The sequence below is a fragment of the Alcaligenes sp. CHO6 genome, assembly GCF_037120595.1.
GTDB lineage: Bacteria > Pseudomonadota > Gammaproteobacteria > Burkholderiales > Burkholderiaceae_B > Alcaligenes > Alcaligenes ammonioxydans.
Window position 1 is genome coordinate 126,338 of the sequence record NZ_JBANCI010000005.1, and the last position, 23,149, is coordinate 149,486.

Annotated in this window: 21 protein-coding genes and 1 pseudogene; 8 read left to right on the top strand and 14 right to left on the bottom strand. The window is 56.1% G+C overall.

Features of this window, described 5'->3' with window-relative positions:
• Nucleotides 1-2: 2 nt before the first annotated feature.
• A complete protein-coding gene (gene gltX / locus V6936_RS15855) occupies nt 3-1,412 on the top strand; it encodes a glutamate--tRNA ligase (RefSeq protein ID WP_003801856.1) in 1,410 nt (469 codons plus the stop codon).
• A gap of 121 nt (nt 1,413-1,533) precedes the next feature.
• Here gltX and V6936_RS15860 read toward each other — a convergent pair whose 3' ends face one another.
• From V6936_RS15860 to V6936_RS15870, 3 genes are all read right to left on the bottom strand, one after another.
• Entirely contained in the window at nt 1,534-2,082 is a 549-nt protein-coding gene (locus V6936_RS15860; RefSeq protein WP_003801858.1) for a YaeQ family protein, read from the bottom strand.
• A gap of 76 nt (nt 2,083-2,158) precedes the next feature.
• Nucleotides 2,159-2,671: a hypothetical protein gene (locus tag V6936_RS15865; RefSeq protein WP_336580116.1), complete on the bottom strand. Its 513-nt coding sequence runs from the start codon at nt 2,669-2,671 to the stop codon at nt 2,159-2,161.
• Nucleotides 2,672-2,770: 99 nt separating this feature from the next.
• Nucleotides 2,771-3,229: an Lrp/AsnC family transcriptional regulator gene (locus tag V6936_RS15870; RefSeq protein ID WP_003801862.1), complete on the bottom strand. Its 459-nt coding sequence runs from the start codon at nt 3,227-3,229 to the stop codon at nt 2,771-2,773.
• Between the two features lie 112 nt (nt 3,230-3,341).
• Here V6936_RS15870 and V6936_RS15875 point away from each other — a divergent pair, with 112 nt between their 5' ends.
• A complete protein-coding gene (locus V6936_RS15875) occupies nt 3,342-6,809 on the top strand; it encodes an indolepyruvate ferredoxin oxidoreductase family protein (protein WP_336580117.1) in 3,468 nt (1,155 codons plus the stop codon).
• Nucleotides 6,810-6,956: 147 nt separating this feature from the next.
• On the opposite strand, the gene V6936_RS15880 is transcribed toward V6936_RS15875, so the two are convergent.
• From V6936_RS15880 to V6936_RS15890, 3 genes are all read right to left on the bottom strand, one after another.
• Entirely contained in the window at nt 6,957-8,219 is a 1,263-nt protein-coding gene (locus V6936_RS15880; RefSeq protein ID WP_003801865.1) for a hypothetical protein, read from the bottom strand.
• A 21-nt stretch (nt 8,220-8,240) separates the two neighbouring features.
• Nucleotides 8,241-8,639 carry a hypothetical protein gene (locus tag V6936_RS15885; RefSeq protein ID WP_003801867.1) on the bottom strand — a complete coding sequence of 133 codons (399 nt, stop codon included), beginning with the start codon at nt 8,637-8,639 and terminating at the stop codon, nt 8,241-8,243.
• Nucleotides 8,640-9,284: 645 nt separating this feature from the next.
• The gene (locus tag V6936_RS15890) at nt 9,285-10,121 is read right to left on the bottom strand and encodes a hypothetical protein (RefSeq protein WP_336580118.1); all 837 of its coding nucleotides are present in this window, start codon (nt 10,119-10,121) and stop codon (nt 9,285-9,287) included.
• A 197-nt stretch (nt 10,122-10,318) separates the two neighbouring features.
• Here V6936_RS15890 and V6936_RS15895 point away from each other — a divergent pair, with 197 nt between their 5' ends.
• From V6936_RS15895 to V6936_RS15905, 3 genes and pseudogenes are all read left to right on the top strand, one after another.
• A complete protein-coding gene (locus V6936_RS15895) occupies nt 10,319-10,882 on the top strand; it encodes a YggT family protein (protein ID WP_059318260.1) in 564 nt (187 codons plus the stop codon).
• A gap of 239 nt (nt 10,883-11,121) precedes the next feature.
• Nucleotides 11,122-11,757 (top strand): annotated as a pseudogene (locus V6936_RS15900) (DNA-3-methyladenine glycosylase family protein); the annotation flags it as partial.
• Nucleotides 11,758-11,892: 135 nt separating this feature from the next.
• Nucleotides 11,893-12,372, top strand: coding sequence for a methylated-DNA--[protein]-cysteine S-methyltransferase (locus V6936_RS15905; RefSeq protein ID WP_407927751.1), 480 nt, complete (start codon nt 11,893-11,895; stop codon nt 12,370-12,372).
• 53 nt (nt 12,373-12,425) lie between these two features.
• Here the strand turns inward: V6936_RS15905 and V6936_RS15910 are convergent, their stop codons facing one another.
• The 8 genes from V6936_RS15910 to V6936_RS15945 form a co-directional block, all read right to left on the bottom strand.
• Entirely contained in the window at nt 12,426-12,917 is a 492-nt protein-coding gene (locus V6936_RS15910; protein WP_003801873.1) for a glycine zipper 2TM domain-containing protein, read from the bottom strand.
• Nucleotides 12,918-12,974: 57 nt separating this feature from the next.
• On the bottom strand, nt 12,975-13,916 hold the full coding sequence (locus V6936_RS15915) for a carbohydrate kinase family protein (protein WP_059318259.1): 942 nt from the start codon (nt 13,914-13,916) through the stop codon (nt 12,975-12,977).
• Between the two features lie 8 nt (nt 13,917-13,924).
• Nucleotides 13,925-15,103 (bottom strand): zinc-ribbon and DUF3426 domain-containing protein, encoded by a 1,179-nt coding sequence (locus tag V6936_RS15920; RefSeq protein ID WP_336580119.1) that lies wholly within the window; start codon nt 15,101-15,103, stop codon nt 13,925-13,927.
• 24 nt (nt 15,104-15,127) lie between these two features.
• Nucleotides 15,128-16,048: a 50S ribosomal protein L11 methyltransferase gene (prmA, locus tag V6936_RS15925; RefSeq protein ID WP_003801876.1), complete on the bottom strand. Its 921-nt coding sequence runs from the start codon at nt 16,046-16,048 to the stop codon at nt 15,128-15,130.
• Nucleotides 16,049-16,144: 96 nt separating this feature from the next.
• Nucleotides 16,145-17,494, bottom strand: coding sequence for an acetyl-CoA carboxylase biotin carboxylase subunit (gene accC, locus V6936_RS15930; protein WP_003801877.1), 1,350 nt, complete (start codon nt 17,492-17,494; stop codon nt 16,145-16,147).
• 4 nt (nt 17,495-17,498) lie between these two features.
• Nucleotides 17,499-17,945, bottom strand: a complete 447-nt coding sequence (accB, locus tag V6936_RS15935; RefSeq protein ID WP_003801878.1) for an acetyl-CoA carboxylase biotin carboxyl carrier protein — start codon at nt 17,943-17,945, stop codon at nt 17,499-17,501.
• 86 nt (nt 17,946-18,031) lie between these two features.
• A complete protein-coding gene (gene aroQ, locus V6936_RS15940; protein WP_003801879.1) occupies nt 18,032-18,466 on the bottom strand; it encodes a type II 3-dehydroquinate dehydratase in 435 nt (144 codons plus the stop codon).
• A gap of 161 nt (nt 18,467-18,627) precedes the next feature.
• On the bottom strand, nt 18,628-19,125 hold the full coding sequence (locus V6936_RS15945; RefSeq protein WP_003801880.1) for a TlpA family protein disulfide reductase: 498 nt from the start codon (nt 19,123-19,125) through the stop codon (nt 18,628-18,630).
• A 108-nt stretch (nt 19,126-19,233) separates the two neighbouring features.
• Here V6936_RS15945 and mpl point away from each other — a divergent pair, with 108 nt between their 5' ends.
• The 3 genes from mpl to V6936_RS15960 are packed head-to-tail and all read left to right on the top strand — an operon-like array spanning nt 19,234 to nt 23,145.
• Nucleotides 19,234-20,598 (top strand): UDP-N-acetylmuramate:L-alanyl-gamma-D-glutamyl-meso-diaminopimelate ligase, encoded by a 1,365-nt coding sequence (gene mpl / locus V6936_RS15950; RefSeq protein WP_219235117.1) that lies wholly within the window; start codon nt 19,234-19,236, stop codon nt 20,596-20,598.
• A gap of 28 nt (nt 20,599-20,626) precedes the next feature.
• Nucleotides 20,627-21,214 carry a YqiA/YcfP family alpha/beta fold hydrolase gene (locus V6936_RS15955; protein WP_003801882.1) on the top strand — a complete coding sequence of 196 codons (588 nt, stop codon included), beginning with the start codon at nt 20,627-20,629 and terminating at the stop codon, nt 21,212-21,214.
• Nucleotides 21,215-21,255: 41 nt separating this feature from the next.
• Entirely contained in the window at nt 21,256-23,145 is a 1,890-nt protein-coding gene (locus V6936_RS15960) for a ribonuclease catalytic domain-containing protein (RefSeq protein ID WP_301605993.1), read from the top strand.
• Nucleotides 23,146-23,149 lie beyond the last annotated feature (4 nt).

The window sequence follows — 23,149 nt, forward strand, 5'->3', positions numbered from 1 at the left end:
TTATGAGCACGTCTACTTCCAACGTCATCCGCACCCGTTTCGCCCCCTCTCCCACCGGTTACCTGCATCTGGGCGGCGCGCGTACTGCCCTGTTTTCCTGGGCTTTTGCCCGCCATCATCAAGGCACCTTTGTGCTGCGCATTGAAGATACAGATCTGGAGCGTTCCACCCCCGAGGCGGTGCAAGGCATTCTGGATGGCATGCAGTGGCTGGGCCTGGATGCAGACGAAGGCCCTTTCTACCAGATGCAGCGCATGGACCGCTACCGCGAGGTCATCGCCCAGTTGCTGAAGGACGGCCATGCTTATTACTGCTACAGCAGCCCGGAGGAAGTGGAGGCCATGCGCGAAAAAGCGCGGGCCATGGGCCAAAAGCCACGCTACGATGGAACCTGGCGCCCTGAAGCCGGCAAGCAATTGCCGGCCATTCCTGCCGACCGCAAGCCTGTGGTGCGTTTCAAAAGCCCGCAGGCTGGCGCAACCAGCTGGGACGACATGGTCAAGGGCCGCATCAGTTTTGACAATAGCGAACTGGACGATCTAGTCATTGCCCGTCCTGACGGTACGCCAACCTATAACTTCTGCGTGGTGGTAGACGATTGGGACATGGCAATCACACATGTGATCCGCGGCGATGACCATGTCAACAACACCCCTCGTCAGATTGTGATCTTGCAGGCCCTGGGCGCGACTTTGCCCGAGTACGGTCATGTGCCCATGATTCTGGGTCCTGATGGCGAGAAGCTGTCCAAGCGTCATGGTGCGGTCAGCATCATGGATTACGACAAGGACGGTTATCTGCCTGAAGCCATGATCAATTACCTGGCCCGTTTGGGCTGGAGCCATGGTGATGACGAGCTGTTCACTCGCGAGCAGTTGGTAGAGTGGTTTGATACGCGCAGTCTGAGCAAGTCGGCTTCGCAGTGGGACCCCAAGAAGTTGAACTGGGTCAATGCCCACTACATCAAGGCCAGTGACAATGCAGATCTGGCCGAACGTGTCGCGCCACGTATCGAGGCCCTGGGTGGCAAAACGGATGGCCAGGATCTGCCCGGCATCATGGGTTTGTTGAAAGACCGTGCCGAGACCTTGAATCAGCTGGCTGAGGGCGCCTTATTGTTCTGCCGTCCTTTCGAGCCTGCCAGCGATGAACTGATGGCGGAGGTCCTGACACCGGAGGCCCGTGTCCTGCTGCGCGATTTTGCCAATAAGGCGATCAGCTTGCCGCAATGGAATACAGAAAACCTGGCCGCCTTGATCAAGCAGGTCCTGGCCGAACACAACGTAAAAATGCCCAAACTGGCCATTCCTTTGCGGGTTGCCGTAACAGGCCAGAAGCAAACGCCTGCCGTGGATGCCGTGCTGGCATTGGTGGGACGCGATAAAGTATTGGGACGACTAGCAGGTTTGTAAAAAACCGCGGGCATCGATGAAAAAGGGCATCTCAAGCGAGATGCCCTTTTTGTTTCAACCCGTTCTTGTCGCCTCAACCAAAGCGCTGCGCGACGCATGGCCGCTGTCTTTTAGGGCTCGTTCAAGCCGCCGCGTTAAGGAGGCTAAGCTCGATGGTAGCCTCACCTTTCTCGCTGCTGGCCCAGACAGTGCCATCCTGGACATTCAGATTGATCGTCATACCACGCTCGGCCATGGCGGCCAGCGCGTCAGTCCCCGCCACATCCAGCGCATAAACCTGCACATTGCGTGCACGACTGATCTTGTCCTTGATGCCACCCCACCAGACCGGCACATTGCGGCCATACGCAAGCACCGTGACCTTATCGGCACGTCCGCTGGCTTTGATCAGCCGTCGATCATCGGGCAGCCCCACCTCCAGCCAGTGCAGCAAATTACCGCCCAGATCATGCTCCCACAAGGCCGGCTCATCCGAGTCGCTCAGACCGCGCGAAAAACTCAAGGCTTCGTCAGACTGCACATACAAGCCGTATGCCAGCAAACGCACCATCAGACGCTCTTCGGTCTCGGAGGGATGGCGGGCCAGCGTCAAGCTATGACTGCCGTAGTAGGCCCGGTCGTTATCGGCCACATTAAGTTCAGCTTTATAAATCGTTGCGCGCAGGGCCATGAAGCGTCCAGCAAAAGAAACAGACAAAAAACGGGCCGCCCCCAGGACGGCCAGGAATTACTCAAGCCGATAAGGCTCAAAACGGTAGACGATAGCCTGGCGACATTCGGGTCAGGCGGTACACCTTGCCACCTTGATCGCGCAGCACCAGATTACGGGCGGTGAGACTGACAATGTTGTAGTGGTTTTCGTAAATCGGGTCGCCCGGTTCGGTCACGACACCATTGGATTCCTGCGTATTGATCTGCAGGTTATTGCCTTTGCGTACCCAGCAACCGCTTTCATTCAAACCTTGCGAGGGCTTGTTGGGACGCTTGACCTGTTCGGTGTAGGCCATTGACCCATCTGCCTGCAAGGTAAACAAGGTGCGCAACTCGCCAACCACGCCTTTTTGACGGTGCTTGCTCAACCAGTTGCCCGCCAGTTGTTCCCCTTGTGCAGCCGGCTGGCAGGCAGGGTGAACCGGCTTGGCCGCAGCAGTCTGGGCAGCAGGCTCGGGTGCCGGCGCTTTGACCGCGCAGGCGCTTAGGAAAACTGTAGCCAGCACAACGACCCAGCAAGAGCGTCGCAAGATATTCGCCTTCGTCATAAAACCCCGTCCTTCATGCTTACATACCGACCCACCACAGGCCGGCGAATCCTGATTATTCTACCCGAACGCATTGGTCTTACCCCATAACAAGTTGCTTCAAAGCGGTAAAGGCAGGCGGGTCACATTCTTGATTTCACGCATGGCCACAATGGTGCGAGTCTGGCGCACACCGGGCATATTAAACAAGAAACGATGCAGGAAATCATCGTAGGACTCGGCGCTGGGGACCATGATTTTCAACAGAAAATCCGCATCGCCGGTCACCGCATGACACTCCAGAATCTCCGGCGCATCACGTACCGCACGAATAAAGTTGTCAACAATTTCACCTGAATGCCGGTCCAGACTGATCTGCGTGAACATGCAACTTTGCAAACCGACCTGACGGCGATCGACGCGCGCATAATAGCCTTGGATGACCTTGTTTTTCTCCAGGTTTTTGATACGCCGCCAGACAGGTGCCGTAGACAGCCCCACCTGCTCGGCGACCTGTTGGGCAGAGGCGCGGCCATCGAGCTGCAAGACGTCCAGGATTTTTAAATCAGTTTTATCCATATTTGAATAATTTCGAAATAAACATTTCAAAGAATAGGGAATACACGCAACTATAACGCAAAAAAAAACGAGGGCAGACTCTCTATCATGACTCCTATCTGGAGGTTTCATCATGACGCAGTCCGTCGACACTCAATACAAGCTTAGCGACAACCTGACCGCGCAGTCAGGGCGCATCTTTTTAACTGGCACCCAGGCTTTGGTGCGCATGCTGCTGACCCAGGCTCGCCTGGATAAAGAGCGGGGTTTGAACACCGCCGGTTTTGTCTCCGGTTACCGTGGTTCGCCACTGGGCGGTGTGGACATGATCATGTGGAAAGCCCAAAAGCACCTGGATCAGGCCAAGGTCCGTTTTCAGCCTGCCATCAACGAGGACCTGGCTGCGTCCATGATTATGGGCACCCAACAGGCCGGTGAACGCGCAGACCGCACGGTCGATGGCGTATTTTCCATGTGGTATGGCAAAGGCCCGGGTGTGGACCGTGCGGGCGATGCCTTGCATCACGGCCACGCCGCCGGTGCCTCCCGGCACGGCGGTGTCTTGATGATTGTGGGCGATGACCACGTCGCCTCGTCCTCGTCCATTCCCCACGCCAGCGAACAATCCCTGATCGCCTGGGGTATTCCGGTGGTCAACCCCAGCTCCGTCGAAGAATACGAGCGCTTTGGCGTCTGGGCCTGGGCCTTGTCGCGTTACTCCGGTTCTTGGGTCGCCTTTAAAGCCATTACCGAAACCGTGGAAAGCGGACGCTCCTTTGAGATTGCTCCCTTGGACGATCTGGCGCCGGCCCTGGCTGACCAGCAAGGCGGCAAACATCCCTACGACCCCAGCAAATTCCTGACTCCGGCCATGGAGGGTACCCTGGATGCCCGCCTGGAAAGCGTGCGTGAGTTCGCTCGCAAGCACAGTCTGGACCGTATGCTGGAGACCGCGCCACAGGCCCGCATTGGCATTGTGTCCACCGGCAAGGCCACCTTGGATACGCTCGATGCGCTGCAGCAGCTCAGCACTCTGGACCATCTACCGGCCATTCGCCATCTGAAAATTGGTCTGAGCTGGCCTGTTAACCCGCAATCGCTGGAAGACTTTATCGAAGGCCTGGACCACGTTCTGGTCATTGAAGAAAAGGGCCCGATCATTGAAGACCAGTTAAAGAATCTGCTCTTTAATCGTGCCCAGCGCCCCACGGTGTCAGGCAAGCGCGATATTGAAAATGAGGCGCTGATTCCTGCCGATGGTCAGCTCAGCCCGGCCCGTGTGGCCGTTGGTCTGCGTCGCTGGCTGGGTCATCACGCCAATGTGCAGTTGCCTGCCTGTACAGAGCAAAATCTGGCACCCATTGATACCCATGGCCTGACCCGTCGCCCCTACTTCTGTTCGGGCTGTCCGCACAATACCTCCACCAAAGTACCCGAAGGCAGCCAGGCCATGGCCGGTGTGGGTTGTCACTACATGGCCACCTGGATGGACCGCAAAACCCGTGGTCTGACCCAAATGGGGGGCGAAGGCACGGACTGGGTAGGCCTGTCGCCCTTTATCCAGACCGGACACATGTTCCAGAACATGGGTGAAGGCACGTATTTTCATTCGGGCTACCTGGCGATTCGTCAGGCCATTGCCGCGGGTGCCAACATTACCTACAAGATTCTGTTCAACGACGCGGTTGCCATGACAGGCGGCCAGCCCGTTGACGGCCCGATCTCCGTGCCCCGTATTTGCCAGCAAACCATTGGAGAAGGAGCGCGCCGCGTGGTCATCACCACCGATGAGCCCGAGCGCTATCGGGGTGTCAGCCTGCCGGCTGGTGTGGACGTTCACCATCGTCGCGAACTGGATCGCCTGCAACGAGAACTGCGCGAGATTCCCGGCGTCACCATCTTGATTCACGACCAGACCTGTGCGGCTGAAAAGCGCCGTCGGCGTAAAAAGAACGAGTACCCCGACCCTGCGCGTCGCCTCTTTATCAACAAAGCAGTCTGCGAAGGCTGTGGGGATTGCGGGGTGCAATCGAACTGCCTGTCGCTGGTGCCGGCTGAAACCCCTGAAGGCCGTAAGCGTCAGATCGATCAGTCCAGTTGCAACAAAGACTACTCCTGTGTGGAGGGCTTTTGCCCCAGCTTCGTATCCGTGATGGGCGGGGCCTTGCGTCGAGGAGATCAAAATGGTCAGGCCGACATGAAGGCGCAACTGCTGGCCAAGCTGGACACCCTGCCCCAACCTGCCATTCAGGCACGCGATTGCAATGTCATCGTTGCAGGCGTGGGGGGAACCGGCGTCATCACCATTGGTGCCGTGTTGTCCATGGCTGCACACCTGGAGGGGCGCTCCAGCTCCGTGCTGGACATGACGGGTCTGGCACAAAAAGGCGGCACGGTCATCAGCCACATCCGCCTGTCTGCCAGCCAGAAGGCTACCGGAGCAGTACGTGTTGATCCTGGACAGGCGGATCTGGCCATCTTGTGTGATGTAGTGGCCGCCGCCCACCCTAATGCGCTGTCGTGCCTGCGCCCAGGTCATACTCACGCCATCATCAACGAGTATCTGGCACCCACGGCCGAATTCACCCGCGATCCGGATGCGCCTCTGGATGCGCTACTGCTGTTGAACCAGTTAAGGCGCGCCGCCGGCGAAACCCGGGTGCATTCCTTCAATGCGCATCAGGCCGCCACCCTGTTATTTGGCGACAGCCTGCTGTCCAACATGCTTTTGATGGGTATGGCCTGGCAACAGGGCGCCATGCCTGTGAGCAGCGCAGCGCTTGAACAAGCCATCCGTCTGAACGGTGTGGCCATCCAAGCCAACCTGGATGCTTTCCATCTGGGGCGTGTGCTGGCCCACGACGAGCAGGCCCTGGCCAAACTATTGGCCCCGGCGGCTCAAGTAGTAACTTTGCAGCGCCGCGAGACGCTGGAGCAGATCATGCAGCGCTGCACTGGCAGCCTGGAGCAGTACCAGAACGCCGCCTATGCCCAACGCTTCACGCATACCATCGAGGCGCTGCATGAAGCCGAACAGAAACTGCGCCCGGGTCAGCGTCCTGTCCTGACAGAAAAAGCCGCGCGCAGCCTGTACAAGCTCATGGCCTACAAGGATGAATACGAGGTGGCCCGTCTGTTCAGCGCCCCTGCTTTCCGTCAGGATCTGGAGCAGCAATTCGAAGGAGACTTCTCCTTGCGCTTTCACTTTGCCCCCCCGCTGCTGGCACGCCGGGACCCGTCAACAGGCCGCCCTCGCAAGATCACTCTGGGGCCCCGTACCGCTACCCTTTTGCGCTGGATGGCCAAAGGAAAAGCGCTGCGCAACACCCCACTGGACCCGTTTGGCTACACCCATGAACGCCGTATGGAACGTCGTCTCTGGCGTCAATACCAGAACCTGCTCAAGCGCTTGAGCACGCATCTGAATCACTCGAACTACGCTGCCGCCTTGGAGCTGGCTGAGTTGCCCCAGCAACTGCGCGGCTTCGGTCCAGTCAAAATGGAGTCAGCCAAGAAATACGAAGCCCGTTTTGCCCAACTATCGCACCATCTGTTCAATACCGGGAATACGACGGAAGCGCTGACACAAACGCTGGCCTAAACACACCCGGGTCTTCACCCACCAAAACAGCAAGCAGGCCCTGTTACCGACAGGGCCTGCTGCTTTTCAGATAATTACGAGAGCATGGACGCAAAGTGCCAAACCCGGGTGATTGCCAAACCCATCATCCTGCAATGAAGGCAGCCCTTAGCTAATAGCGGGCACCATATTGAATGACACTGACGCCGTCGAGGTTCGGCCTGGATAGGTAGCGCGATCCCTACTTAGAAACACACCCGAAATGTAGTGTCCCTCAACTTCGTATTTCACATATCCGGAGTAGCTTTCGCCTTGACCCACCTGCATCACCCTCCCATCAAACAAGGTGAACTTGACCTCATCCATCAGGCCCTGATATCTCATCTCAACCGTCTTAATCAGAGATCCATTCAGGTCGAAAACATCGCGATTGCCCACCCGTTCACCGAGCAGGCTGCTGTCACCATTTTCATAGATTATTTCCAAACCGCCTATCCTGAACAAGCTATTGATTCTTGGCCCGCTATAGCCAATGATCTGGACGATTCTATTGGCCTGCTGCCCAAAGACTTCTGGACATAAGGGTTGCGCCATCTCGCTGTCCGGAGTCAAGGCCTGGGCGATCATTCCCCCCGTAATCGTCCCAACCGCCGTGGAATAGCTGATCACATTGATATTGAATCGCTTATCAAAATCCAGATCACGGATATTTTTTACGACCTCCACCGCCTCGACGCCATGCAGCAAACTATAGCCCCGGACGGCAAACATATTATTGGCCACTTCGTCAGGCCTGGAATTTTCGTACGTTCTATCCAGTTCCGTTTCATATATTCTATTAATATAGTTTCGGGATGAGTCTGCGAGATCATCTATGTGATTTTTCAAACTATTCAGGTCAATGCTCGACAAGCCAATTTGATCTTTTTTGTCGATGCCCATTTTCCAGTAGCTGGCTTGCAGCAAGATCATGGAGGCATACATGGGCATCAGCTTATAGTTGGTCAGTTCATCAAAAGAACGAAACTTTTCGTCTTTTCCAACCAGATAAAACTGCAGGTTCTTATACTCCGAACACGCTTCCGGTGAGCCCGGAGACTCTTCCAGCAACCTCGCCACATACTCCATCTTCTTTTGAATCTCGCGCAGCTCCCCGTTCAGAATTCCTTGTATTGTTGCCAGAATCTGATTGTCAATGTACTCCCTTAGCTCATCCAGGGACTTTTGCCACACGTCTTTTTCATTTTTTGGCCAGAACAAACCCACGATGGTCGACAAGGCTTTGCCCACAACCGGGATCTGTCCCAATCCAAACATGACCGAGCTTTTAATAATCGCGGAGTAGTCCCAATCTCCCAAAGAAATAGATCGTGTATAAAACCTTTCCTGCTCCTGCTCACTATATACGCTCTTTAACTCAAGCAATTTCATAGCATCCGCCTCAATTCAGGATTATTTAGCCACCGTGACACTGACAGTCGCATTCTGATCAGTACCGTTGAACAAAACAACTTTGCTGTAGTACAGAGAATTGGACGGAGCCTGCAGCTTCTTTTCCTCTCCTATTCCGACCTCGACAGAAGAGTATTCAAACCAGCTGGAGGTAAAAGAATGAGACCAATAAAAAACAGCTTTTATTTTATTTGCCTTTCCGGCATTGAATATCCAGTAAGACTTATGAATTTCAGGGATAACTGGTGTGCTATATTTCGCAGCCTGCACAGAACCGTGCTTGGGAACCGTAAACGTACCACCTGACAGAAGTTGTACAGACTCGTCTGCCGGACTCGTTTCCAGACCCACCCCGCGCGACAACTTTTCAATTTCGTTATTGCTGAACTGATCTTTCATTGTTTACTCCTTAAAAAACACCAGGCACAAGAAACATCGTTCAAACAATATAAATGTAAAAATCAGTCAAATTTAGAAAATCCAATACGCCGCAAGCCTTAATAATCATAGCTACGAACCACGTGTTACCATAAATGCGATTTTTAATTTATTGCCTTACGATAAATAAGCTTAAGAATAATCCGCCATTAAGTAACCAGGTCATTATTCAAAATCCCCCGTATAAACATTGTTCTAAAAAACGCCCCTCGAGCCGAATCATTCAAGCCTTCCAGCGATCCAGCCCTCGACCTATCCGCCCAGATTCCGCCGGATACTTGTAGGTCGATGCCGGAACCGGGAAAAGACAGCACCCCGTCCACAGCACGCCATCTGGCCCGCAACCATCACGTCATTTCCTGCCTCCAGGTCGAACGGTCAAAACCAGCACGGAAAAAAGCAATTTTTGTTTTGTCGCCAAGGCCCCTTTGTTCAGTCTGAAAAAACACATATGCGCAAAACGGCAGTCGCACAGAACGCAACTTATTGGAGACAGCAAGCGGGGTTAACAAAGCCATATGCGTGTGCTACATGATTAATACTTGACTGTGTAGGGGCTTGCGTTAGACTTCTATGCGTATAGGGTATTGGCCCTGAACGCCTGCGTCATTTGAAAAAGGCCATTGCAGTTTTCCAGGCCAGGACAAATGGGTGTGGACAAACTAAAGACTTGTTCTCAAGGAGCATGATCATGGCAACAGCCAAGAAAGGCGCAGCAAAAGCAGCAAGCAAGAAAGCCGTCAGCCCCAAAAAAGCAACGCCAGCCAAAACAGCCGCAGCACCCGCAACCGCTACTGCTACCAAGACCAGTCCCAGCAGCAAAACCGCTGCCTCCAAGTCCCCCGCTAAAACCACGGCTTCCAAGACCGGCAAAGCTGCTGTGAAAGCGCCTGCCAAAGCGGCAAGCAGCGCCCCAGCCAAGAAAACTGCGACAAAAGCAGCGGTAAAGAAAACCACGGCAGCAAAGCCCGCGGCAAGCAAAACAGCCACAAGCAAGCCAGCCGCCGTGAAAACCGTCGCCAAAAAAGCAGTTGCTAAAAAGACCAGCGCCAGCAAAGCCGTTGCCCAAAAAACGGTAGCCAAAAAAGCGCCCGCCAAAAAAGCGGCCGCTCCCAAGACAAACACTGCTAAAACAGCAACTGCCAAACCTGCTGCCACGGCTGCCGACAAAAAACCGGCCAGCACCAAGGCAAGCACATCCGTGGCAAAGAAAGCCACGTCCAGTAAAGCGACAGCCAAACCTGCCGCTAAAACCGGCACTAAGGCAGCAGCCAAGACAGCGGCAAAAAAAGCCAGTCCCGCTGCCAGTGCAGCAAAATCCGTAGCTCCCAAGAAGAAAGAAGTTAAATCCGTGACCGCAGAAACCAAAACCCCAAAGACCAGTACAACGTCCAAAACCGCCGCTAAAGTTGGCAACAAGACCGCCGCACGAAAAGCGACCAAAACCGCTGCTGCGCCTGCTGAGCCGCGTCGTGAAGACATCAACCCTGCCGGCTCCTGGCCGTTCCCAACCGGCAAGCGTCCTTAAGCGCACCTCGTTTGCACGTTTTTCCTAAAGAGCCACCCCGATCGGGTGGCTCTTTGGTTTGACGCACTTGCATGCGACAATTCTCTCTTCTATCAATTCATACCAAGCAACTATGTTCAGTGAAGTCGCCCTCTTCCTAATCCATATTGTTCTGTCACTGCTGGGCACGATTTTGCTACTGCGTGCCTGGGTTTATGCGCTCAGAATCCACCCCTTCAATCCCTATTCACAAGCCATGTTCAAAGTCACGGACTGGCTGATCATGCCTTTGCGACGGGTGATCAAAAGTGGCAATCATTGGGACTGGACCTCCCTGTTCGCCGCCTGGCTAAGTGCCTTGGTTTACCTTGTTCTTAGCGCCATGGTGCTGACCGGTTCGGTCTCCATGCTCTCCAACTTCCCCATGTTCTTGCTAGCCGCCGTCTTTACCGTGCTGCGCTGGACTTTGAGCCTGATTTTCTGGGTGGTGCTGCTGCAGGCCTTGCTGTCATGGATTCAGCCTCAGTCTCCCAGCATGCCTTTGCTGCGTTCCATTACGGCGCCCTTGCTGGACCCGATCCGCCGCGTCTTGCCCGATCTGGGTGGCCTGGATCTGTCGCCATTAGTGTTGCTGCTGTTGACACAGGTGCTCAATATGGTCATCACACGCACAGCTTTCAGCCTCGTACCTATCTAGGCTGGCACGCCATCTTGTCTGAAGAAGCCTGAACGTATGTTCAGGCTTTTTTTTGCTCCCCTGCACCTGGACATTCAACTGCAACCCCATCAACACTCCCCCTCCCGCCCCGTCAATGGAGCCCCCCCGACACACAGTCCACCCAGTTTTCATGACATGAATTCAAGAGCAAGAATCAGGGTGCCTGCCCCCAAGGTGGACCTTATACTGGTCTTACCTTCAATCAGCCGAGCACTGGCATGACTCGCCTTTTACCGAACCCGGACTTGGACGGCCGCTATCGCAAGGCCGAAAAATTTCTGGCCGCACTGGACCCTGACTGGCAGGCACTGATTGCCCATGTCGGCCCCTGTGTTCACCAGCCACGCCCAGAACGCGACCCTTACGAGGCACTTATCCGCTCTGTGGTCTATCAGCAGTTGCATACCCGTGCAGCTGAACGCATTTTGCAGCGTCTGCTTGATCTCTATCCCCACGGCCATTGCCCAGATCCAGAGGAAGTGCTGGCCACACCGTATGAGACGCTGCGGGCTTGCGGCTTGTCCGGCGCCAAGGCCACCAGCATCATGGGGCTGGCACAAGCGCGGTTGGATGGCCTCATTCCCGATCAGGCACGTGCCGTGCAGATGTCCGAGAAAGAACTCATCGAACGGCTGACCACCTTGCGTGGCATCGGACGCTGGACGGTTGAAATGATGATGATGTATACGCTGGAGCGTGAGGACATCCTGCCTGCAGATGACTTCGGAGTGCGTGAAGGCTACCGCAATCTGAAGCGTCTGGACAAAGCCCCCTCGCCCCGCGCTCTGCGTGAGATTGCCCAAGCCTGGGCCCCGTATCGAAGCGTGGCCTCCTGGTACTTGTGGCGCATGCCCAAGCGAGCAGCCGCTACTGCTTTTTCACAAAGCGACGAACACGTTTATATCCCGGCGGACAAGCCGGCCATTACACGGCGTCGCTCAGGCCCAAGCGGGCCGATTCATTTTGGCATCACCGCGTGCAGCCTGGGTATGTTGCTGGTCGCCAGGAGCGAACGCGGGATTTGCGCAATTTCTTTGGGTGATGACGCCGCAGTCATGCTCCAACAACTGCAGAATCAGTTCAAAGCAGCCACGCTGATTCAAGCAGAGGTGCAGCTCCAGCAAGAACTGGCCTACCTACAAACCTTGGTAGACGAGCCGGATCAGGAAATGAACCTGCCTCTGGACATTCAAGGCACCGCTTTTCAACAACAAGTCTGGACATTGCTGCGCGAGATACCCCTGGGCCAGACCATGAGCTATACCGACATTGCCGTCCGGTTGGGCATGCCAAACGGAGCCCGGGCAGTCGCTCAAGCCTGTGCCAGCAACCTATTGGCCGTTGCCATTCCCTGCCATCGTGTTCTGCGACAAAGCGGGAGTCTGGCAGGATACCGCTGGGGCCTGGAGCGCAAGAAAATCCTGCTTGAGCGTGAGCGCCGCCAGGCCAGCCAGCACAGACAGGCATAAAAAAACCCGGCCATGAACCGGGTTCTTTATCACGTGAAGCCACGGGGCACCACTTACATGGGCACCACACGCGTAGGACCATTACCGCTGAGCATGCGTACACGCTGGCCGACGGACAACGGTACATCGGCTTCCTGAGCCACGACACGAGTCTCACCGTTGTCCAGCTGCACCGTAATCTCCAAACCCTGGGTCTTACCCATACGGTTCTCTACGGCATTACCAACCAGGCCACCCAAAATAGCGCCACCGATACTGGCCAGAATACTGCCGCGCCCGCCACCGATACTGCTGGCTGCCACGCCACCCAAGGCGGCTCCCCCAACCGTACCCACGCCCGAGTTCTGGTCTTCCTGAATGGTGACGGCTCGTACCGACACCACCGTACCTAAACGCACGATCTGTTCGCGCTGAGCCTGACCGTAGCTGTACACCGAGCTGGAAGCCGATTTATTGGCACAACCGGCCAGCAGGAACACGGGCGCCGCCAGGCTCGCCACTACCAGCAGACGTACTTTGGGTCGATCGAAAAAAGAAACGTACATACGGTTTACTCCAAAAAACGTGGCTGGCCGAATCATAGAAAACGGCTGAGTGCTCTCTTACAGACTACGTTCGATACCATAGTGCTGTTTTAGCATGGCCGAGATATCAGATCGTTTAAATTCATGATTTTGCGGACCATCAGCTTGAATTTTAATACTGCCCATCAAGTTGCCCAAGCTGCAGGCCTCTTGCCAGCTCCACCCTTTTGTAAGTCCATATAACAGGCCGGCGCGATGCGCGTCGCCGCAACCGGTGGGATCAACCAGATTTTCCACGGGGACTGGAGCAATGTGATAAGTCTGGCCTTGATGATAAAGCGTGCTGCCATGCTCGCCACGCGTCACCACGGCCGCTTGCAAGCCTTGTGCGATCTCGGCCATGCTCTTGGAGGTGCGCTGCTCAATCACTTCGGCCTCATACTCGTTAGCCGTAAGAACTTGACACAGTTCAAGCATTTCATGCAGGTCTTCACCCGCAAACAAGGGCATGGCCTGACCCAGGTCGAAGATAAAGGGGGTGCCCTGCGCATGCAAACGGCGCGCATGGGCGAACATGCCATCTTTGGAATCTGGCGCCACAATACCCCAGGCCGCTTCCTGGCCCGACAGGTCAATCTGGGCCGAGCTCACCATCGCGCCGGGATGAAAAGAAGTAATCTGGCTGGCGGCCAGGTCGGTGGTGATGAAGCACTGAGGGGTGAACATGTCTGGCATCACCCGGACCATGCTGGTGTCAATCCCCAGATCCTGGAGACGCTGTACGTAGTCCACGCCATCACTACCGACTGCCCCTACCGGCACAGGCTGGCCACCCAGCATATTCAAGGTGTAGGAAATATTACCTGCGCAGCCGCCCCACTCTTTACGCAGGCTGGGCACAAAAAAAGACACGCTCAGGGTCTTGATGCTGTCGGGCAAGATGTGATCTTTGAAGTACCCCTCGAAAACCGCGATCGTATCGAACGCGATCGAACCACATACCAGCACTCGCTCGGTCATAAATTACCTTATGGAAAAAAAGGGCTAATCTGGTAGCCATTAACTTGTAGCTGCCCGGTGTTCAAAGGCAGGCGCACCATGAGCTCACTGCGCGCTGCAAAAGCAGGCTCACGTCGCTCGGGAGCCAGATACTGGTCGGGCGTGATATTGCGCCGTGCGATCAGAGCTCCGGAAAAATCTTTCAAATCAAGAACCAGCGTGGGCCACTCCTGGGGACGCTCAAAGTCGTTACGCAGCGTAAAGCCCAAGGTGGATTGACCAGGCTGGCTGGGCGCCTTATGCAAAGCCGAAGCCTGCACCCGGATCTGATCCAGGCGGCGCTCATAGGGAACCTGGCAGGACAACGTCTCACAGGCACGCTCGAACACGGGACGCAACAGGGGCACCTGGCTCACAATCTGCACACGGTAGACATACATCAACTGCGCGACAAACAGCAGCGCACCCAATACGCACAAACTGGTCCAGAACAGAGCGCTCACACGCTGACCCAGGCTGGCCTCACCTTCATAGCGCGTCTCACGCTGCAAGGCAGGGTTAGGCTCAATAAGCCAGTCCTGCTGCACATGGTCGCTATCATGCGTGCCATCAGCCTGACGGGAGGGAAATGAAGCTCGCAACGTGCTGGCGCGATCACCAACACTGAATTGGGGTTCTGCACATGTCCAGGAAGCCTGACCGATATGATGCCCACGCTCTTGCTCAGGGGTCAGATCAGCAGACACAAAAAATGCTGCTTCCCCGTCATCGCGCGGCGTACGCCCTGCTCTGGCACGAGCACGAATCACGGCAGGGTCAGCCGGTGTAACGGGCGCCTGCGCGAGAATGGAGTCCGGAAATTTACGGACCTGCAAAGACTCATGGGCACTGCCTTCATCGCGGGGTGGGGCGTGACGGGAGTGCTCAACAAAGCGCGGTCCCGGGATGGGAGCCTGCAAATCGACCGCCTGCACCTGTTCGCGCCGGGCCGACACCGTCGGCTCAGGCGCCAGACGCGGCTCGATCGGTTCCATCACAGGGGGAGAAACATAGGTAGGCTCAGGGGCTTGCTCATCAATGACTTCTTCAAAGCCATCGAAGATATGCGCACATTGAATACAGCGTATATAGCCCCGGCGGCGCTGCAGCACTTCCACACTAGCTGCAAATGAGGTCCCGCAACGGGGGCAGCGAGTCTTTAGCTCCATAAACTCACCTTAAGTTCTGCCGTCTTACAACGGGCGTTGACCAGCCAAACACACCCAGCCATCCCGTTCCTGCCAGACCGACAAGGGCAGATAGGAGGAGTAGACATCGATCATTTCCTCAGCCTGCCAATTGTAAATACCGGACAAAATCAGATGCCCGCCCGGTTTGACGCGGTTGGCCAGCATAGGTGCCAGCATACGCAGGGGATTGGCCAAAATATTGGCTACAACCAGATCCGTTTGCCCGGCGGGCATCGCGTCGGGCAGCAAGCCCTCCACCTCGACCTGATTGACTTGCGCATTGTAGCGCGTGGCAATCACGGCCTGCTCGTCAATATCCACACCAATCGTATGACCGGCACCCAGCTTGCGGGCGGCAATGGCCAAAATGCCGGAGCCACAACCATAATCCAACACGGTCTGACCTGCCTGCACATGGTGGGCCAGCCAATCCAGACACAAATGTGTGGTTGGATGACTGCCGGTGCCAAAGGCCAGACCGGGGTCCAGTTCAATCCGCACCAGTCCGTCATCACCTTCCTGAGCAGGAGGCAGATCCTCATCATCCTTGTGCCAGCTAGGCACAATCAGGATACGCTCGCCCACGGGAATGGGACCGAACTGGGACTGGGTCAAACGCACCCAATCCTCGTCAGGCACTTCGCGCAGGCTCCACTGGGCCTTGTCGCGATCAAGCACACCCGCCTCAAACAGCGGTTGCAGCAACTCTTCCGGCTCAAGCTCCTCGGGCAGCAACGCCACCACCCAATTGCGATCCCAGGCCAACACATCCGGCTCAATACCCGGCTCACCAAACAAGGGCTTTTCCTGATCGGTATCACCGTCAGCATCTTCCACCGACACCGACAAGGCGCCCGCTTCCAGCAGGGCATCGGACAAACGTTCAGCTTCGTGTTCCTGGCAGCTCAGTAAGAGTTCACGCATACATAGTTTCCATAAAGCAAAACAGGGGGCTTGCCCCTGTTTTACATAATCATCATTCTTGTCAGGTCAGGCCATCGGCCCGACCCGTTGCTGCCCTTATTTGCTACGTTGGGACAGCTTTTGTTCCAGGTAATGAATACTGGTGCCACCTGCCTTGAAGTTGGCGTCCTGCATCAATTCCCGGTGCAGTTCCACGTTCGTCTTGATCCCTTCCACCACCATTTCGGACAAGGCAATGTCCATACGGGCGATGGCCTGCTCACGTGTCTTGCCATAGGTAATCAGCTTGGCAATCATGGAGTCGTAATAGGGAGGCACGGTGTAACCGGTAAAGACGTGCGAGTCGATACGCACGCCAGGGCCACCGGGCGTGTGCCACTTGGTAATCAAACCAGGGCTTGGGACGAAATTGAACGGGTCTTCTGCATTGATACGGCACTCGATCGAGTGACCCACGAATTCGATGTCACGCTGGCGCAATACAAATTTCTCGCCTGCAGCCACCTTGATCTGCTCTTGCACCAGATCAATACCGGTAATCATTTCCGTGATGGTGTGCTCGACCTGAATCCGGGTGTTCATCTCGATAAAGAAGAACTCACCGTTTTCATACAGGAATTCAAACGTGCCCGCGCCACGATAACGCATACGGCGACAAGCGTCGGCACAGCGCTCACCGATACGTTCGATCAGGCGACGCGGAATGCCCGGTGCGGGCGCCTCTTCAATCACTTTCTGGTGACGGCGCTGCATGGAGCAATCGCGCTCACCCAGCCAGATGGCGTTGCGGTCGCCATCGGCCAACACCTGAATTTCGATGTGGCGTGGATTCTCGAGGTACTTTTCCATGTAGACCTCGGGATTGTTGAACGCCGCCGCTGCTTCAGTTTTCGTCGTAGCAACAGCTGTCAACAGGGCCGCTTCGGTGTAGACCACGCGCATGCCGCGACCACCACCACCGCCCGAGGCCTTGATGATGACGGGATAACCCACTTCGCGAGCAATGCGCACGATTTCTGCCGGATCGTCAGGCAAGGCACCGTCCGAGCCGGGAACCACGGGCACACCGGCCTCGATCATGGCTTTCTTGGCCATGACCTTATCGCCCATTGTGCGAATGTTCTCGGGACGAGGGCCGATAAAGACAAAACCGCTCTTTTCGACACGATCAGCGAAGTCCGCATTCTCAGCCATAAAGCCGTAGCCAGGGTGAATGGCTTCCGCATCGGTGACTTCCGCCGCCGAGATGATGGCAGGCATGCTCAGGTAGCTGTCACGGGCCTGGGCTGGGCCAATGCATACGGCCTCGTCAGCCAGACGCACGTATTTGGCACCACGATCTGCTTCAGAATAAACGACGACTGTCTTGATACCCATCTCGCGGCAGGCGCGCTGGATACGCAAGGCAATTTCGCCCCGATTGGCGATTAGGATTTTTTCAAACATATCATCAACCGATGATGAACAAGGTCTGACCGTATTCCACCGGCCCGCCGTTTTCAACCAGGATTTCCTTGATCACGCCGGACTTGTCGGCTTCGATCTCGTTGAGCAGCTTCATGGCCTCGATAATGCACAGGGGCTCGCCTTCCTTGACGGTCTGGCCCACTTCCACAAACGGAGCGGCGCCCGGGCTGGGGGCACGATAGAAGGTACCGACCATCGGAGCCTTGACGGCGTGGCCTTCGGGAGCTGCGGGAGCAGCCGGGGCGGCAGGAGCACCGGCGGGCGCCACCACCTGGGCTACAGGAGCCTCAGGGGCGTACACCACGGGAGCGGCCGAGCTTTGCGAAAATTTAACAATGCGAACCTTGTCATCACCTTCGGTGATTTCCAGCTCAGCAATGCCAGACTCGGCGACCAGATCGATCAGGGTTTTGAGTTTTCTAAGATCCATGCGTACTTCCCGCAACGCCGCACTAGCCACTGACTGGGACAGGACGGCATTAAAAAAATATTGGTCAAAAAAACGAAACGAACCGCCTAACTATTCAAAGCGAACCGCAAAGCGGCCTCATAGCCGTACGCCCCTAAACCCACAATGACACCGCAAGCGGTGTCAGAAAGATAGGAGTGGTGGCGGAACGGCTCACGACGGTGAACATTGGACAGATGAACTTCAATAAACGGAATACCGACACCGGCTAGCGCATCCCGTATCGCCACGCTGGTATGGGTATAGGCCCCAGCATTGATCAGGATGAAATCGACACCCTGGTCACGAGCTTGATGAATTCGATCAACGAGCCCGCCTTCGTGGTTACTTTGAAAAAAATGACACTGCGCGCCATGCTGATCGGCCAGCACCCGTAAACCACTGTTGATATCTTCGAGAGTCTGGTGTCCGTAGACATCGGGTTCTCGTGTTCCCAGCAGGTTGAGGTTGGGCCCGTTAAGGACCAGGACATGTTTCGCCATAGCGGATTTTTCGTCAAGACAGACCGCCTTTTTACGCTAAATAACGTCATTTGTCCATAAACCTGCTTGGCTTACAAACAGTTAGGATTGGTTCCATCCCGTTTGGGGCAGGCTGCCCACAGAGCGGAAATTTAACGAAATTAAGCGAAAAAGTCGGCCAGTTAGCGTTGAGCCTTAATAACTTCGTCCAACTTTTCGGGATCTATCTGACCCAAAATCCGTTCGCTGATCCGACCATTGCTGCCAAACACGACCGTAAAGGGCAGGCCGCCCTTTTTATTGCCCACGCTGCGCATCTGTTTCAGACCCGCCGAACCCGCCAGCAAAATATCGTAGCTGACCGGAACGCGTTCCAGAAACTCCGTGACGTTATCGAGCGAGTCCACCGCGATGCCGACAAAGTGCACGTCGGGATAGCGTTCGTGCAGGGCTTGCAGGTCAGGCATTTCCTTGACGCAGGGCGCGCACCAGGTTGCCCAGAAATTCACGACCAGCGGCTTGCCGCTGTAGGCGGACAGCGCACGATCCTCGCCCTGAAGATCTTTGAAGCTTTGCGCCAGAAACGGGTCGGAAGGCAGCAAACTGGCCCATGGGGCAGGATGCAGGGCCAAAAGGCTTGCACACACCAGCGACTGCCGCAGAAAAAGACGCCTACGCATACCGGCTTACACCTGAAAAAATATCATTCAGGGATGATAGCACCGGCCCTCACCAAAGCTCACGCATCAGATCAAACAGTCGTCTAGAATACAGGCCGGAGGATTGTCATGCATATACACATACTAGGAATTTGCGGCACATTCATGGGTGGTCTGGCCCTGATTGCCCGTTCGGCTGGCCATACGGTCACAGGTTGCGACGCCGGGGTTTACCCGCCCATGAGCACCCAACTGGAAGAGCAAGGCATTGCACTGATCGAGGGCTTTGGCGCAGAGCAAACCGAACTGTGTCCTGATCTCTATATAGTGGGTAATGTGGTCACCCGCGGCAATCCCCTGATGGAGGCCATTTTGGATCAGGGCCTGCCTTACACGTCCGGTCCGCAATGGCTGGGCGAGAACATCCTGCACCAGCAGCACGTATTGGCCGTGGCAGGCACACACGGCAAGACTTCCACCAGCTCCATGCTGGCTTGGATTCTGGAGCAGGCCGATCTGTCGCCTAATTTCCTGATCGGTGGCGTGGCCCCTGGTCTGGGCGTCTCGGCGCGCTTCAATCCTGGACAATCCTTGTTTGTGATCGAGGCCGACGAGTACGACACCGCATTTTTCGACAAACGCTCCAAGTTTGTTCACTATCGCCCCCGCACAGCCGTTCTGAACAATCTGGAATACGACCATGCCGATATCTTCCCGGATCTGCATGCCATCCAGACCCAGTTTCACCACCTGGTGCGCACCATTCCTTCCACTGGGCTGATTGTCCGTCCCACCCACACCCCCAGCCTGGATGAAACCCTGGCACATGGTTGCTGGACGCCGGTCGAGCAGTTCGGCCCTGAAGGAGACTGGGACAGCAAAGCGCTGAGTCCCACTTCCTTTGAAGTAAGTTTCAAGGGCCAGCCCCAGGGCATCGTCCACTGGACCTTGACAGGCGAGCACAATCGTCTGAACGCTCTGGCCGCTATTGCTGCCGCCCACCATGTGGGCGTACAGCCTGAGCGGGCTTGTCAGGCATTGAGCCAATTTGCCGGTATCAAGCGTCGCATGGAAGTACGGGGTGTCGTCAAAGACATTACGGTCTACGACGATTTTGCTCACCACCCCACAGCCATTGCCACCACCCTCGCCGGCCTGCGCAGTCAAACCGGTCAATCAAGCCGGATTCTGGCGGTGCTCGAACCGCGCTCCAACACCATGAAGCTGGGCGCCATGGCGGCCCGCCTGCCAGGCTCGCTGGAAGAGGCAGATCTGGTATTTTGCTACGGCGAGACCCAAGGCAAGCACGCGCTGGGCTGGGATGCGGCCAAGGTCCTGGCCCCTTTAGGGGATCGTGCCACAGCGTGGAATGATTTGGATAAAATGGTTCAGGCTATTGTTCAAGCCAGCCAGCCCGGCGATGCCATTGTTGTGATGAGTAACGGCAGCTTTGGCGGCATTCATCAGCGCCTGCTGGATCAACTGTCACGCTGACCCTCTTATCTATATAGCAGGTGCTCCCATGATTCTCTATCTTCACGGCTTTCGTTCCTCGCCTTCGTCCTATAAAGCGCAGCGCCTGAAACAAGCCTTGCAGGACAGAGACATGCTGCACCTGTGGCGCTGCCCGCAATTGCCCGCCAGCCCGGCCCAGGCCATTGCCATGTGTAAACGCATTGTGGATACCGAACTGCAGGCAGGCATGAGCACGGATCAATTATGTGTGATCGGCTCCTCGCTAGGCGGTTACTATGCCAGTCACCTGGCGCAGCACTATCACAGCCGCGCGGTACTGCTCAACCCGGTGGTCTACGCAGGACGGGATCTGGCCACCCAGGTGGGCGAACATGTCTGTTATCACTCGCCCGACCCTTTTCATTTCCTGCCCGACTATGTCGATGAGCTCAACGACATTCATGTCCCACGCCCAAGCGATCCCCAGCGTTTTTATCTGCTGGCCGCCAAAGGCGATGAAGTTCTTAACTGGCGCGAAATGGCGGATTGGTACAAAGGCAGTCAAGGGCAGATTCTGGAAGGCGGCGATCACGGTCTGACCGACTTCGACCCCTGGATCGACGATATTTTGCGCTTTGCCCTGCAACAACCTTAAATCTATTTACCGGATGGCCAGCACCATCCAGATGGAAAATCATGTACGTCCTTTTTGAAGACAGCGGTAATTTCAAAGCAGAAAAAATATTTTCTGACAGCGATACCACCATGCAGGTGGAATCCGCGTCTGGCAAGCGCAGCAAAATCAAGAAAAACAGCGTTCTGTTTACATTCGATCAGCCAGCCCCTGCAGAGCTGCTGGAAAAAGCCCAGGCCCTGGCCGACTCGCTGGATATCAATTTCTTGTGGGAATGCGCACCGCAGGACGAATTTGAGGCGGCCGAACTGGCCCAGGAGTATTTTGGCCACCCTCCCAGCGCCATCGAAAAAACCGGCACCATTTTTGCTCTGCACAGCGCACCGGCCTACTTCCATCGTCGGGGCAAGGGACTGTATCGCCCCGCTCCCCCGGAAATCCTGCAAGCCGCTTTGGCCGCCATTGAAAAGAAGCGTCTGCAGCAAGAACAGATTCAAACCTGGGCCGAGCAGATGATCAAGGGCGAGTTGCCACCCGAAGTGGCAGCCAAAGCGGGGACCTTCCTGACCCAGCCGGACAAAAACACGCTGGAGTGGAAAGCCTTCGATCAAGCCCAGAAGGAACTGGGTGTCAGCACCGAGAAACTGCTGCTCTCGCTGGGCGCCTGGTCCAACCCCCTGACCTTGCATCAGCATCGCTTTTTAACCGCTCATTTCCCCAAAGGCACTGGCTTTCCGGCAATCTGCCTGCAAAACTGGGGCCAGGACCTGCCCGAAGCGGATGTCATTGCGTACTCCGTGGACGATGCCAATACGATTGAGATTGACGACGCCTTGTCGGTCCAGCATCCCGAGCCGGGCCGACTGCGGGTGGGTATCCACATTGCCGTACCGTCTTTGGCGATGAGCCGTGGCAATGAAATCGACCAGATCGCCCGCAATCGCATGGCAACGGTTTACACGCCAGGCTACAAGATTCCCATGCTGCCGCCTGAGCTGATCGCGCATTTCTCACTGGACCAGGGTCAAACACGCCCTGCCTTGTCCCTGTATGTGGATGCCGACATCAGCACAGGTGAAATCCTGTCCCACCAGACCCGCCTGGAACGCATCACCGTGGCGGGCAACCTGCGCCAGCATGAACTGGACCCGCTGATCAGCGAAGCGGCCCTGGCCGACGAAAACGCCGAGCTGCCTTATGCGCAGTGGCTGCGTCCGCTGTGGAATTTCTCCCGCCAACTGTCGGCCCAGCGCGAGGCTGTACGGGGCAAACCGGAAAACAACAACCGGGTGGAATACAGCTTTGAACTGGAAGGCCCGCACGATGACCCGAATTCCATCATCCGGCTGGTGCCGCGTGTGCGCAATGCTCCGCTCAGCCTGCTGGTGGCCGAATACATGATCCTGGCCAATCAGCTCTGGGGTGGCCTGCTGGCCGAACATAATGTGCCCGGTATCTATCGTTCCCAGCAATTCATGCGCACGCGCATGTCCACCACGCCCGGCCCGCACGAGTCCATTGGTGTACCGCAATACATCTGGTCCACCTCGCCGCTGCGCCGCTATGTGGACCTGATTAATCAAGGACAAATCCTGGCGGCCGCCCAGCATGGCATCTCGGCACGTCTGGCAGCCCCTTTCCAGCCCAAGGATGCAGACCTGTATGCCATTATTGGCGCCTTTGAATCGCAATACACCCAGTGGGCGGATTACCAGTCCTCTCTGGAGCGTTTCTGGTGCCTGCGCTGGTTGCAGCAAAACGACATCAAGCAAGTTCAGGCCAGCTTCATCAAGGAGGATCTGGTGCGCTTGACTAACGCCCCTCTGGTTCTACACGTTCCTGGCCTGCCGGCGCTGGAGCGAGGTCAGGAGGTGACCCTGGATCTGCTGTCGTTTGACGAACTGGCCTTGACCGTAGAGGCCCGTTTGCGCTCGGTCGCGACGGCCGACTGACAGC

Bases quoted from the DNA above. Each gene is read 5' to 3' on its own strand.
- V6936_RS15915 (WP_059318259.1), bottom strand. From the start codon at position 13,916: ATGACCGAGCGAGTGCTGGTATGTGGTTCGATCGCGTTCGATACGATC.
- V6936_RS15945 (WP_003801880.1), bottom strand. From the start codon at position 19,125: ATGCGTAGGCGTCTTTTTCTGCGGCAGTCGCTGGTGTGTGCAAGCCTT.
- V6936_RS15960 (WP_301605993.1), top strand. From the start codon at position 21,256: ATGTACGTCCTTTTTGAAGACAGCGGTAATTTCAAAGCAGAAAAAATA.
- V6936_RS15875 (WP_336580117.1), top strand. From the start codon at position 3,342: ATGACGCAGTCCGTCGACACTCAATACAAGCTTAGCGACAACCTGACC.
- gltX (WP_003801856.1), top strand. From the start codon at position 3: ATGAGCACGTCTACTTCCAACGTCATCCGCACCCGTTTCGCCCCCTCT.
- V6936_RS15870 (WP_003801862.1), bottom strand. From the start codon at position 3,229: ATGGATAAAACTGATTTAAAAATCCTGGACGTCTTGCAGCTCGATGGC.
- V6936_RS15955 (WP_003801882.1), top strand. From the start codon at position 20,627: ATGATTCTCTATCTTCACGGCTTTCGTTCCTCGCCTTCGTCCTATAAA.
- mpl (WP_219235117.1), top strand. From the start codon at position 19,234: ATGCATATACACATACTAGGAATTTGCGGCACATTCATGGGTGGTCTG.
- aroQ (WP_003801879.1), bottom strand. From the start codon at position 18,466: ATGGCGAAACATGTCCTGGTCCTTAACGGGCCCAACCTCAACCTGCTG.
- V6936_RS15885 (WP_003801867.1), bottom strand. From the start codon at position 8,639: ATGAAAGATCAGTTCAGCAATAACGAAATTGAAAAGTTGTCGCGCGGG.
- V6936_RS15920 (WP_336580119.1), bottom strand. From the start codon at position 15,103: ATGGAGCTAAAGACTCGCTGCCCCCGTTGCGGGACCTCATTTGCAGCT.
- V6936_RS15895 (WP_059318260.1), top strand. From the start codon at position 10,319: ATGTTCAGTGAAGTCGCCCTCTTCCTAATCCATATTGTTCTGTCACTG.
- accB (WP_003801878.1), bottom strand. From the start codon at position 17,945: ATGGATCTTAGAAAACTCAAAACCCTGATCGATCTGGTCGCCGAGTCT.
- V6936_RS15905 (WP_407927751.1), top strand. From the start codon at position 11,893: ATGTTGCTGGTCGCCAGGAGCGAACGCGGGATTTGCGCAATTTCTTTG.
- V6936_RS15865 (WP_336580116.1), bottom strand. From the start codon at position 2,671: ATGACGAAGGCGAATATCTTGCGACGCTCTTGCTGGGTCGTTGTGCTG.
- accC (WP_003801877.1), bottom strand. From the start codon at position 17,494: ATGTTTGAAAAAATCCTAATCGCCAATCGGGGCGAAATTGCCTTGCGT.
- prmA (WP_003801876.1), bottom strand. From the start codon at position 16,048: ATGCGTGAACTCTTACTGAGCTGCCAGGAACACGAAGCTGAACGTTTG.
- V6936_RS15860 (WP_003801858.1), bottom strand. From the start codon at position 2,082: ATGGCCCTGCGCGCAACGATTTATAAAGCTGAACTTAATGTGGCCGAT.
- V6936_RS15910 (WP_003801873.1), bottom strand. From the start codon at position 12,917: ATGTACGTTTCTTTTTTCGATCGACCCAAAGTACGTCTGCTGGTAGTG.
- V6936_RS15880 (WP_003801865.1), bottom strand. From the start codon at position 8,219: ATGAAATTGCTTGAGTTAAAGAGCGTATATAGTGAGCAGGAGCAGGAA.